The organism is Pantoea sp. X-Soil-TKNS-1279, from assembly GCF_059730565.1.
This window is the reverse complement of sequence record NZ_AP035949.1, coordinates 588,504-600,423: the sequence shown is the minus strand read 5'-3', so window position 1 is coordinate 600,423 and position 11,920 is coordinate 588,504. Positions and strand designations below refer to the sequence as shown.

At 52.6% G+C, this 11,920-nt stretch carries 14 protein-coding genes; 5 read left to right on the top strand and 9 right to left on the bottom strand.

Going from position 1 to position 11,920, the window contains the following annotated elements; all coding sequences use genetic code 11:
- Positions 1 to 15: 15 nt before the first annotated feature.
- Positions 16 to 840 (bottom strand): sugar phosphate isomerase/epimerase family protein, encoded by an 825-nt coding sequence (locus AC6I8N_RS22950; protein WP_497830889.1) that lies wholly within the window; start codon positions 838 to 840, stop codon positions 16 to 18.
- Between the two features lie 15 nt (positions 841 to 855).
- On the bottom strand, positions 856 to 1,869 hold the full coding sequence (locus tag AC6I8N_RS22945) for a LacI family DNA-binding transcriptional regulator (RefSeq protein WP_415173346.1): 1,014 nt from the start codon (positions 1,867 to 1,869) through the stop codon (positions 856 to 858).
- Positions 1,870 to 2,259: 390 nt separating this feature from the next.
- Between AC6I8N_RS22945 and AC6I8N_RS22940 the strand changes: the two genes are divergently transcribed.
- From AC6I8N_RS22940 to sfnG, 4 genes are all read left to right on the top strand, one after another.
- Positions 2,260 to 3,183 carry a substrate-binding domain-containing protein gene (locus AC6I8N_RS22940; RefSeq protein WP_497830888.1) on the top strand — a complete coding sequence of 308 codons (924 nt, stop codon included), beginning with the start codon at positions 2,260 to 2,262 and terminating at the stop codon, positions 3,181 to 3,183.
- A 54-nt stretch (positions 3,184 to 3,237) separates the two neighbouring features.
- Positions 3,238 to 4,416 carry a Gfo/Idh/MocA family protein gene (locus tag AC6I8N_RS22935; protein ID WP_497830887.1) on the top strand — a complete coding sequence of 393 codons (1,179 nt, stop codon included), beginning with the start codon at positions 3,238 to 3,240 and terminating at the stop codon, positions 4,414 to 4,416.
- A 9-nt stretch (positions 4,417 to 4,425) separates the two neighbouring features.
- Positions 4,426 to 5,367, top strand: coding sequence for a sugar phosphate isomerase/epimerase family protein (locus AC6I8N_RS22930; RefSeq protein WP_497830886.1), 942 nt, complete (start codon positions 4,426 to 4,428; stop codon positions 5,365 to 5,367).
- Positions 5,368 to 5,612: 245 nt separating this feature from the next.
- Complete coding sequence (gene sfnG, locus AC6I8N_RS22925; protein WP_497830885.1) at positions 5,613 to 6,713, top strand: dimethylsulfone monooxygenase SfnG; 1,101 nt, start codon at positions 5,613 to 5,615, stop codon at positions 6,711 to 6,713.
- Here sfnG and AC6I8N_RS22920 read toward each other — a convergent pair whose 3' ends face one another.
- From AC6I8N_RS22920 to AC6I8N_RS22905, 4 genes are all read right to left on the bottom strand, one after another.
- Positions 6,714 to 7,904: a CynX/NimT family MFS transporter gene (locus AC6I8N_RS22920; protein WP_497830884.1), complete on the bottom strand. Its 1,191-nt coding sequence runs from the start codon at positions 7,902 to 7,904 to the stop codon at positions 6,714 to 6,716.
- 175 nt (positions 7,905 to 8,079) lie between these two features.
- Positions 8,080 to 8,268, bottom strand: a complete 189-nt coding sequence (locus AC6I8N_RS22915; protein ID WP_208726128.1) for a YjfB family protein — start codon at positions 8,266 to 8,268, stop codon at positions 8,080 to 8,082.
- 84 nt (positions 8,269 to 8,352) lie between these two features.
- A complete protein-coding gene (locus AC6I8N_RS22910) occupies positions 8,353 to 8,547 on the bottom strand; it encodes an EAL domain-containing protein (protein WP_497830883.1) in 195 nt (64 codons plus the stop codon).
- A gap of 65 nt (positions 8,548 to 8,612) precedes the next feature.
- Positions 8,613 to 9,122 (bottom strand): GGDEF domain-containing protein, encoded by a 510-nt coding sequence (locus AC6I8N_RS22905; RefSeq protein WP_497830882.1) that lies wholly within the window; start codon positions 9,120 to 9,122, stop codon positions 8,613 to 8,615.
- Positions 9,123 to 9,832: 710 nt separating this feature from the next.
- Between AC6I8N_RS22905 and AC6I8N_RS22900 the strand changes: the two genes are divergently transcribed.
- On the top strand, positions 9,833 to 10,315 hold the full coding sequence (locus AC6I8N_RS22900) for a cold-shock protein (protein ID WP_208726131.1): 483 nt from the start codon (positions 9,833 to 9,835) through the stop codon (positions 10,313 to 10,315).
- A gap of 27 nt (positions 10,316 to 10,342) precedes the next feature.
- Here AC6I8N_RS22900 and AC6I8N_RS22895 read toward each other — a convergent pair whose 3' ends face one another.
- From AC6I8N_RS22895 to blc, 3 genes are all read right to left on the bottom strand, one after another.
- Positions 10,343 to 10,873 carry a rhodanese family protein gene (locus AC6I8N_RS22895; RefSeq protein ID WP_497830881.1) on the bottom strand — a complete coding sequence of 177 codons (531 nt, stop codon included), beginning with the start codon at positions 10,871 to 10,873 and terminating at the stop codon, positions 10,343 to 10,345.
- A gap of 1 nt (position 10,874) precedes the next feature.
- Positions 10,875 to 11,180 carry an ArsR/SmtB family transcription factor gene (locus AC6I8N_RS22890; protein ID WP_208726135.1) on the bottom strand — a complete coding sequence of 102 codons (306 nt, stop codon included), beginning with the start codon at positions 11,178 to 11,180 and terminating at the stop codon, positions 10,875 to 10,877.
- Between the two features lie 85 nt (positions 11,181 to 11,265).
- A complete protein-coding gene (gene blc, locus AC6I8N_RS22885; protein ID WP_497830880.1) occupies positions 11,266 to 11,805 on the bottom strand; it encodes an outer membrane lipoprotein Blc in 540 nt (179 codons plus the stop codon).
- Positions 11,806 to 11,920: the final 115 nt, after the last annotated feature.

Genomic DNA, 11,920 nt, shown 5'->3' with positions numbered 1-11,920 from the left:
GGGTCGCCATTTATATTAATTAATATATTTTCTCATGCTGTCTAAACAACTGCGGGAAATATCCCACAAGTCGTGTTCCCAATGACGCGGGCTTAATAATTCTGGTGACCATACGCCGTCGTAACCGGTGGCTTTGACCGCCGCGACCCAGGCAGCAATATCAACATCGCCTTCACCCGGCGCATAGTTTCGTTGCACCCATTCATCCCAGGCTTCGTCTGGATGAGCCGCACGACCATCACAAAAGTGGACGCCGTAGATCAGGTTTTTATCCATCTGCGCCACCTCGTCAGGAGTGGTTCCACCTCCGGCGTGCAGATGCCAGAAATCGACCACTACACCGAGGTTGTCTTTACCGCTGCGGGCGATAAGGTCCAGTGCCTGTTGCAGGGAATTAAACGCGGTGAAGGCCACCACCTCGATTTGGAATTTGATGCCGTGGGCTTTGCCGATATCGGCAATGGCGGAGATGTTGTCGAGCAGAATGGCATCACGCTCGGCAGCAGGCAGCTGATCCAGCTCGGTCAGTGCCATAATTTGCACCACCGGGCAGCGCAGCTCCACCGCCGCCTGACAAATCTGTTCCGCTTCGCGCAGCAATTCAGCGCGTGCTTCAGGTTGGTGGCGACCGATGCGTTTTAGCGCGTTGATGCAGGTAACGTCGATGTGATGTTGCGCCATCAGCTGACGAAATGCGGCGTAACTGCCGCCATTGTCGAGATAGCGATACAGATGCTCCGGCAGAATCTCCAGACCGCTAAAACCGGTTTCCTGCGCGATACGTAACTGGGTGACGGCATTGCTGTACCAGACAGAAACGCCATGTAACGACAACTTCATCTCTCCTCCTTTCGCTTACGGCTTCAGGTGAGAGCGTCGTACACGCAATTCTCCCTGAGACCAGGCACCACCCGGTGTGGCATGTTCATCAATCAGCCGGTTAAGGGCTTCTTCAATTAACAGGTCAATCCGCTGGCTCCAGGTGGTCAGTTGCCAGCCGGGCAGGGCGGCTTCGTCAATTCCGTCGAAACCCACCACCGCCATATGTTTGTTACCCGCGCCTTCGCGCAAGGCTTCGAGTGCACCCAGCGCCAGCGCATCGTTTTCGCAAAACAGCGCATCGATGCGATCGGCAGGCGCATGTGCGTTGAGATACTCCGTCAGAACCGCGTAGCTGCGTTCCTGCGCATAACAACCGGCGGTCAGCATCTCTTCCAGTGTCAGCCCGGCTTCGGTAAGCGCCTGCTGTAAACCCTCCAGCCGTTGCAAATGATTGCTGTTGGTTGCCGGGCCGCGCATGTAGCCAAAACGTGTATATCCCTGAGCCAATAGCAACTCACCAAGCTGCTTACCGGCGTGGTGATCATCGATTTTCACCACATCAATGCCCGGTACATCGTTGTTGCGGCACAGCTGCACCAGCGGGATGTGGTGCAGGTCCTGTGCTATATCCACCAGTTCCTCGGTCAATACCGTGCCCAGAAACAATAAGCCATCAACCTGCAATTGATCGGCCAACAGCATCACCGATTTATGGTTCTCGCTATTGGTGATGTTGAGCAACAACGCCATGTAACCGCGCTTTTGTAACTGGTTGGTCACTGTGTCGATCAACAGTAACGAGTGCGGGTTTCTCATCTCATCGATCACGACGCCAATAATGTGCGTTTTCTTCTGCGACAGACTGCGCGCCAGCAGATTGGGGCGATAGCCCAGCTCGGTGGCGACAGCCAGCACGCGTTCGCGCGCTTTGTCGGAGATGGATGCACCGGGCGTAAAGGCACGCGAGACCGTCCATTTCGACACACCAGCGTGACGTGCGACATCACTGGCGGTGGCTTTGTGAGATTTTGCGATGGGTTTGCTCATAGCACCTGCATATCGGAGTTGGCGAAAGACCCCTGCATTGAACGTGAATCCCAATCGAAAATAAACACCCAAAGCGTAAGTGCGTTGAAACCTTATGCGAAATAACCCTGTTTTTATGATGTTGCGATTATGTTTGATCTTTGCACCCGATTGCAACGATTTTTGCAATCGGGTGCATTTCATCAACATTTTGTGATCACCTCCGCTGATTTTCGTTTTGCCGGATTGACTAAAATGGCTGCATGGCTGACATTTTCGTCAGTAACTCGCCCGAAGATTTGACTGATCGTCTCTTTTTTTTACTTATATTGCACCCGGGTGCAAAAGTAAAAATCAGCAGTGTCTCTCTTCCGGTCGGATCATCACAACATGACCCTACAGGAAACGACCATGAAGACTTTGAAAACCCTGGTGCTGGTATTGAGTGTGCTGTCCATTGGCACTGCGCAGGCAAAAACCTGGCAAGTGGGCGTTGCGCTCGCCAATTTCGATCTCAATTTTGTTTCGATACTGCGTACGCAGATGGTGCATGAGCTGGATGCTTCCGGCATGAAAGGCCAGTTTTCTGATGCCAAAGGGGATGTGGCGCTCCAGGTGCAGCAGGTAGACGATTTTATCAACCAGGGCGTTGACGCAATAATCCTTAATCCGGTCGATACCCAGGGAGTACGCCCGATGATGGAGGCGGCCAAACGCGCCAAGATTCCGCTGATCTTTGTCAATCGCAAACCCGAGGTAAAACTGGACGGGCAGATGGCGTATGTCGGATCCGACTCCGCGTTGAGTGGCAAAATGGAGATGGAAGCGCTGGCGAAGCGTATGAATTACAAAGGCAATGTCGCCATCATTATGGGGGCGCTGTCAAATGAAGAGGCGCGCGAACGCACCCGGGCAACGGAAGAAGTGATTGCCGCACACAAAGATATGAAGGTGGTGGAGAAACAGACTGCCAAATGGCAGCGCAATGAGGCGGTAGATGTGGTTTCCAGTTGGTTGCTGAACGGCACGCCGATTGACGCCATCGCCGCCAACAATGATGAAATGGCGATTGGTGCCATCATGGCGCTGAAGCAGGCGAAGAAAAGCAATGTGCTGGTGGCGGGGATTGATGGCACACCCGACGGACTGCAATTTATCAAAAACGGCGACATGGCGGTAACCATCTTCCAGGATGCAAAAGGGCAGGCGACCGGGGCGGTGCAGGTCACGAAAGCGATGCTGGATAAGCAGAAAACCGCCGCCTATAACTGGATCCCTTACGCTACGGTGACGCAGGCGAATTATCAGCAGTTTGAACAGAAAAACCAGAAATAAACCCTTGTCTCTGACCTCATTTGCACCCGGGTGCAAAATAATTAAGGAGTGACTATGCTCAATGGTGAAAAGAAAATCCCCCGCCCGTTACGCTGGGCAATGATCGGTGGCGGTCGTTTAAGTCAGGTTGGCTATAAACATCGCTCCGGCGCACTGCGCGATAACACCGCGTATCAACTGGTCGCCAGTGCCTTTGATATCGATGCCGAACGGGGGCGCGATTTCGGCGTCAATCTCGGGCTGGCAGCCGAACGTTGTTACGACAATTATCAGCAACTGCTGGCAGAAGAGGCGAAACGGGAGGATGGGGTGGAGGTGGTCACCATCGCCACGCCGAATGGCACCCATTATGAGATTACCAAAGCGGCACTGAATGCCGGTATTCATGTGATCTGTGAAAAACCGCTGTTTTTTACCACCGCCGAAGCACAGGAAATTAAAGCGTTGGCAGAGGCCAAAGGGCTGATCGTTGGTGTCACCTATGGCTTCTCCGGGCATCCGCTGTTGATGCAGATGCGTGCGATGATCGCCAAAGGCGAGATCGGCGAGGTACGCATGGTTGAGCTGCAATATACCCACGGCTTTAGTGCAAACGACAGTGCCGACAAGTTTAACGATGCGCAGAAGTGGCGCGTTGATCCCAAAATTGCCGGTCCCTCCTTCGTGCTGGGGGATATCTCCACCCATACCTTCTACATCTCACAACTGGTGCTGCCGCATTTGCAGATCACATCGTTGTTATGCGACCGCCAGAGTTTTATCCCGTCGCGCGCGCCGCTGGAAGATAACGCGATGGTGTTGATGCACTACGACAACGGTGCCGTCGGACGGATGTGGGCCTCCTCGATCAACGCCGGTTCCATGGACAGTCAACGTATCCGGGTGATCGGTTCACGCGCCAGTCTGGAATGGAGCGATTACAACCCCGGCGAGTTGAAATATGAAGTGCAGGGGCAGCCTAATCAGGTGATGCATCACGGTATGCCGTATCTCGATGACAGCGCGCTGGCTGAGGAGCGTCTCGGGGCGTTGCATACCGAAGGGCTGGCAGAGTCCTGGGCCAATATCTACCTCAAATTTGCCATTGCCATCAGCGCTGCGCAGCGTGGCGATCAGCAGACGCTGGCGAACCTGATCTATCCCGACATTAACGCCGGGCTGGAAGGGGTGCGCTGGATTGAAAACTGCGTGCGCTCGGCGGATAACGGCGCGAGCTGGGTTAATTACCAATAAGGAAACGTCATGAGACTCTCATTTTGTACTGACAGCCTCGGGCATCTGCCATTTGAAGCGATGCTGGATAAATTACTCGAACTTGGCGTTTGTGGTGTGGAGATGACCACCGGTGGCTGGTCATCCGCCCCGCATCTGCGTACCGAGGAATTGCTCGCCAGCGCCAGCCAGCGTCAGCAACTGTTGCGGGCGCTGGAGAGTCGCGGTATGTCGATCGCCGCGCTGAATGTCTCCGGCAATCCGCTCGACGTGGGCGAACTGGGCCAGCGCCATAAACGTGATACCGAACAGGCCCTGGCCCTGGCCGGTGAGCTGGGGGTGAAGAAAATTGTGATGATGAGTGGACTGCCGCCTGCCAGCCCGCATGACACCATCCCCAACTGGATTACTTATACCGTCAGTTGGCCGCCCACACTGAAGAATTGTCTCGATTATCAGTGGAACGAAGTGGCCATTCCTTACTGGCTGGGATTGGTGGAACGTGCCAAAAACCACGGCGTGGAACGTTTCGCGCTGGAGAATTTCAGTTCGATGCTGGTGTGGAACCCGGAAACGCTGTTCCGTCTGCGTGATGCGGTGGGGCCAATGGTGGGGCTGAATCTCGACCCGAGCCATCTGCTATGGATGGGGGCGGACCCGATTGCCGCGGCGCGGGCGCTGGGCCCGGCGATCCACCATGTGCACGGGAAGGATGTACGGCTGGAGCGCGGGTTGGTGAATATCAACGGCTTGCTGGAAACCAAACCGGTGGAGGATGTCGCTAACCGTGCCTGGAACTATGTCGCGGTGGGCTGCGGCCAGGATCTGCAATGGTGGAAGGAATTCTTCTCAGTGGTGCGCATGATGGGATACAACGACTGGGTGTCGCTGGAGATGGAGGATCTCACCATGTCGGTTGAGGCGGGGGTGACCTCGTCGATTGCCGCCCTTCAGCAAACGATCAGCCAGTGACGCCTGACGGCGCGATAACTCGTGCCGTTACAGCAGGGTTGTTATTGCAACAGCCAGTCAACAGCGGTTGTTGCAAATACCACAGCGTTATTTCCAGGTCGTTGTCATAAATATCGATAAATCATTGCGTTATCCGTACAACAAAACTGGCATAGCCACTGCATAGCGATATATATCCAAAAGATTTAAGTGGTAATTAATCTTTTGATTTTCGATATAAGCCACACATCGCATGAGGATTCGCTATGTCTGTACCACAACCTGCCAGTAAACCCCTGCAATTTGCCTATTGGGTGCCAAATGTCTCTGGTGGCCTGGTGATCAGCCAGATTGAACAACGCACGCGCTGGGACGCGGATTACAACCGTCAGCTGGCGAAAATCGCGGAAAATGCCGGTTTTGATTATGCGCTGACGCAAATCCGCTTTACCGCTGGATACGGCGCAGACAATCAGCACGAATCGGTGACGTTTTCCCAGGACCTGCTCAGCCACACCTCACGGTTAAAGGTCATCGCCGCGTTGCTGCCTGGGCCGTGGAATCCGGTGCTGGCCGCCAAACAAATCGCCACTATCAGCCATCTTTACGGGCCGCGTATTGCGGTGAATATTGTGAGCGGTTGGTTCCGTGGCGAATTTAAAGCCATTGGTGAACCCTGGCTCGACCACGAAGAACGTTACCTGCGTTCGGAAGAGTTTATTCGCTGCCTGCGCGGTATTTGGGGAGAGGAAAGCTTCACCTTTGCCGGGGATTTCTATCGTTTCCGTGACTACGCGCTGAAACCGAAACCGCTGTCACCACAGCCGGAAATTTTCCAGGGTGGCAGTTCGCGTGCCGCGCGTGATATGGCGGCGCGGGTGTCCGACTGGTATTTCACCAACGGTAATACGCCGGAAGGGGTGCGCCAGCAAGTGGAAGATATCCAGGCGAAGGCGCGCGCCAGTCAGCACAGGGTAAAAATCGGCCTGAATGGTTTTGTCATCGCCAGAGAAACCGTACAGGAAGCGCAGGCGGTGTTGCAGGAAATCATCGCCAAAGCCAACCCGGATGCAGTGAAAGGCTTCCAGCATGAAGTGAAAAATGCAGGCAGCGCTTCGCCGGAAGGGGAAGGGAACTGGGCGAAATCCTCGTTTGAAGATTTGGTGCAGTACAACGACGGGTTTAAAACCAACCTGATTGGCACGCCGCAGCAGATTGCGGAACGCATTATCGCGCTCAAGCGTGCCGGGGTGGATTTGCTGCTGCTGGCGTTCCTGCATTTCCATGAAGAGGTGGCATTCTTTGGCCGCGAGATTATCCCGCGGGTACGCGAGCTGGAACGTCAGGAAGCGGCAACGCTGGTGTGATCAAATATGACGGTCGCGGCCTGCCAGAGTCGCCACCACCATTTGTAGGGCAGAGATCACCAGCAGCAATGCCAGCGGTAGCATCCAGTTGCCGCTGGCATCATGCAGCATCCCGAAACACAGTGGTCCCAGTGCGGCGACGCCATAGCCGACACACTGCGCCATCCCCGAGAGCTTTGAAGCCTGACGATGATCCTGAGTGCGTAAATTAAACAGCGCCAGACAAGTCACCATCGATGCTCCGGCTCCCAACCCCGCCAACAGCAACCATATCAAGGCCCATGTGGGGGCCAGCAGCAATCCCGTCACGCCAGTAAAAATTGCCAGCGATGCCAAAAAACCGATGGCGCGTTGATCGCGTAATCGTTTCAGAGCGTTCATGCAGACCAGGTTGGCGACAATCGCCACAATTTGATAGACGAACAGCAACCAGCCCGCCGCCAGTTGGCTGATCCCCTCATCCTGAGCAAAGGGGGTAAACCAACCAATCAGGGTATAAAACACCAACGACTGGCAGGCCATAAATAAAGATACCTGCCAGCCAATGGCTGAACGCCACGGCGAACGTTGCAACGGCTGCGAGACGGCTGGCTGCGCATGCCCGGCGGCGTGTTTGAGTTGCGGCAACCAGGCCAGCAACGCAACCACGCCGGGCACCAGCCAGATACCTAACGACAGAGGCCAGCCCGCGTCAGTGAGCTGCGCCAGCGGCACCGCCACGCCGGATGCGATGCTGGCGGTGATCGCCATAGTGGTGGCATACAACCCGATGTAACGCGCGGTATGCGCAGTGAAATCGCGCTTAATCAGGGGTGGCAATAAGACGTTAGCGGCGGCGATACCGGCGCTAAGCAGCAATGTCCCCGACCATAACGCATTTTCGCTGCCGGTGATGCGCAGCAACGAGCCGAGGGTGATAAGCAGCAATGCGCTCCACAGACTGCGTTCAAGTCCGAAGCGGTTGCCCAGCCAGGCGGCAGGTGGCGCTAGAGTGGCGAACATCAGCAGCGGTAAGAAATTCAGCACGCCAGCCGCGCTGGCACTCAACCCGAACGTCTGGCGAATGTTTTCCAGCACCGGACCGGTGGCGGTGATCGGTGTGCGCAAATTGGCCGCGGTCAACAGCAGCAAAAACAGGAAAAAGCCGGAACGACGCAGGACAGGATTTACGCTAACAACGGTATGGGTCATCTTTTCGCACCATAGAAAAAAAGCAGAGCAATCCTGCACATGGTGCGTTGGTTAACGTTAACGCTTACGCAGCGACAGAGTGGCGCTGGGAGTCGGCCATACTAGCGGGGGTTAATCGGGATGTAAAGTCGGGATGAAGCAGCGCGATTTATCGCGCTGTTACTCAGATTACGACTCAAGCGGTGGTATTAATATTGCGCCCAATAGCCGGATTAGCAGGCAACTGCGGGATTGAGGCGAGGATACTGCTGGCCGCAGACTCCTGGTTATCCAGTGCCTTTTTCAATACCAGGGTATTCACCTGACTTTTCAGATCCAGGTTATCAAGGCCGGAAGCCAGTGAAGTCACTTGCGATACATCCATTTTGCTCTCCTGTTTAGTACAAACAAAAAGGGAACCTATTAAAGCTTGTCGGGTTATCGGCAACGCTGAAGAAGACTTTAGGGCTTATGCAAGAACATGTTCCTGATAGGTTTCAGTTAATTGTGTAATCTGGATTGGCTGCCCGATCAGATAGCCTTGTAAAGCATCACAATTGAATTTCTGCAATTGCTCTTTTTGTTGTAATGTCTCGACACCTGCGGCGGTGATCACCAGAGAATAGGCTTTGCCCAGACTTATCAGATTTTCGACAATTTTCAAGGTATTATCAGTAATTTCAATCTCAAGGCGATGGCTTGCAAAATCCGTTTTATCAAGGGTCCTCGTTATTTTTTTGCTTTATAAAGGGCAAAGTCTGAATATCTTAATATATCCGTAATATTGTCAGCATCTTTGGGGGTGGTAGCGATGCCCATGCTGACCCCAATAGAAATTTCAGTGCCATTGATGTGAAAGGGAGTGTTTATTTTCCCGATGATTTTATCACACAGGTTACTTATTTCCTCCGTGTCCATTGCGGGAACGATAATGACAAACTCATCACCGCCAAGACGAGCGGTAAAACCAACATCATCAACACAGTCGCGAAAACGCAAAGAAACCTCATGCAGAACCGCATCACCCATAGCCTGACCATAAATATCATTTACCGGTTTAAATTTATCTAAATCAACCATAATCACAGCAAGGGGGTTGTCGCAGGTACGGTGAATCCATATATCGCTGCTGTAGCCCGTGATGGCAGAAAACCTTGACGATATCCAGTTGAATGCCAGATTGTTGTCAGCTTCCCAAATCCAGTCGGTACTTGTCTCAGCAACATCGCGAAAACGCATTGTCAGTCAAATGAGAACTGATGTCGTCTTGCTGATTCTGGATAAGTTTCCTTATCAGAACGCTATCCTCCATATCTGATATGGAATTTAAATCACTGGCGATAAAAAATATCATTCCCAACGTTATTATGAATCCAAAAAACATTCGGAGGATCATGATTATTAATGGTTGCCTGATCAATTTCCGGCTGCTTGCAGATGAAAAGTTCGTGAAGGATTTCAGCATATCGACAACCTTTGTAAGCTTCAGGATTTGAGTAAGGTTGGGATAATAGTCTAATGTTAAAGTATATCTTATTGTTTGATAAGAACATTCCCACTTTTGATATCTCGTTATCGTTTTTTGCAGCATAATTTATGTATTCCAGAATAAGGCGGAAGTTCCGAACTGAATCGCCGGGCAGCAGAAAATCGGTGCTGGCTAAGGGGGCATGGTCAATAAATTGATCTGTGGCACGGCATTTTGGATGTTTGCCATGTCGACGGTGGTCATGATTTTCCTGGGCGTTAATGGCCTGTGGCCGTTGCAGGGCAAAGAAGTTTGCGTGTCATTGGGCTTTTTGTGTGCACCGGCATGCAAAAGTTACAAAATCACTGCGTCAGCACCATGATAAAAAGCCTGCGTAGCTGCAAAGACGTAGTGTACATCGGCATTGTGTTTTACACTGCGCGCTGCAAAACTGAGTAGATAAACGATTAAATAGGCGGTAATGGCGATGAACGGTACGATCACAACCTGGTTTCAGGATAAAGGTTTTGGATTTATCAAAGATGAAAACGGTGATAACCGTTATTTTCATGTCATTAAGGTCGCCAACCCTGAACTGATTAAGAAAGATGCCGCGGTCACTTTCGAGCCCACGACCAACAATAAGGGGCTATCAGCGTATGCGGTGAAAGTTGCGCCTGAAAGTAAATACATCTTTATCGCCGGGGAGCGCATCAAGCTGACCTCGATTAAGTCTTTCCTTGTTTACAGCGAAGAAGTGCCGGTCGAAACTCGAATCGATAAAGACAATGCGGTGCTGTCTGTTGGGGTACTGATGAGCAGCATCAGGCCCAAATCAGCCGCTCAACCAGGTGCCATGCGCTCACTGAAGAAACTGGCGATCACTACTTTCCAGGGCACAACGTTAATTTTCTCGGAAGAGGAGATCGACATAGACAGCACGGTGAAGTTGCTGAAGGTCTGATCCTGACTACCGGGTTGGATGACGAGATTAGCTTTGCTGTTTGTTCCAGGGCATGACTGCCAGCAACTTTGCCATCCCGCACCAGCCCGTCACTCCGGCAAACAGCAGGCCAGCCCCGACAAAACCAGGGATGATATAAAATTCCGGTGCCAGCGCCGCTCCGGCTAGCGTGCCTCCCAGCGCCAGTACCCCGGCTGATATTTGTACCTGCCGCATCAGCGGTAGCGGCTGACGGCGGTCAGTTATCACCGGATAACCGGCTGATTTCCAGGCGTTCAAGCCGCCCTGCATAATCAGAACCTTTGCCGGATGTACCGCTGCGATCAATTGTGCCTGGTATTGTTCGGTTCGCATGCCACTCTGACAATGAAAAATAACCGTATCAATCTGGCTCAACTCCTCCTTACCTAAACAACCAGGCGTGATGTCTTCAACTGGCAGAGAACGGGCACCGGAAATATGTTCCCGACGCCATTCGTCTTGCCCTCTGATATCAAACAGCATGGCATGATCAGAAAGTGCATTTATCTCAGCGGGTGTCGCAAAAGTAGCAGGCATATTATTCTCCGGGACAGTAAATATTTTTAAGCGTTTGCACCACGGCGAATATCGCTTCGTTCTTAATGTGGTAGCGAATAAATCTGGCCTCGCGTATCCCTTCTATCAATCCTTCCGATTTCATTCTCGCCAGATGCTGAGAGGTTGCGGAGGCACTCAAACCGCTGATCCTGGTCAGCTCTCCGGCTTCGGTTCCGGGTTTATCAATCAATACACATAAAATCATTAAGCGCTGGGTATGGCTCAATGTCTTAAGCAGAGCAGCAGCTTTATCTGCCTGTGTCTGTAGAAGGTTCAGCTCGGTCATATCGCAACAATTTAGAATTTTCTAAATTTAGATAATGCTAAAATGTTGCGACGCTTGTCAAGAGGACGTATTGAAGAAGAGGGGGTCAGGGGGTGACGCCGCGATCGCTTTCCCATCTGAGTTGATCCACGCGGAAGCCGAGTTTACGCGCGGTGTTAACGTAATCCTGCTTGATGGCTTGCGGGATGTCAGGCGTTCGGGACAGGATCCACAGATAACCTCGGTCAGGACCGCTGACCAGCGCGTACTGATAATTTTCATCCAGTTTGATGACGTTATAGCCGCCATAGAAAGGGCCGAAAAACGAAACCTTAAGCGCAGCAGTGGTTGGGGCCCCGATAAAGTACGCTTTGCCTTCACTTTCGCGCCATTTTTGTTGCTGCGGATCGTAGCCCCGGTTGAGGACGCGAATTCCGCCATCGCTACGTTTACTGTAGGTCGCCGTGACATGATCCAGCCCTCGTTCGAAGCGATTTTCCAGACGGGCAACTTCGTACCATTTGCCAAGATAGCGATTGGCATCGAAGCCAGTGATCGGCTCGACACCTTTTGGCGGCGTTGGGGATTGGCAGGCAACCAGACTCAATGCAATGGCAACACCTGCCACAACAGGCCATAACTTCATGAAAACTCCTTTCAGCAGCACAGTTGGGGTTACAGTGTAGTGCAAAACGCCTGGCGTGAATCGGCAGGGAGTGAGGTGATTGGGTATTTGCCTTTACTGGGCCGCCTGTTTGCAA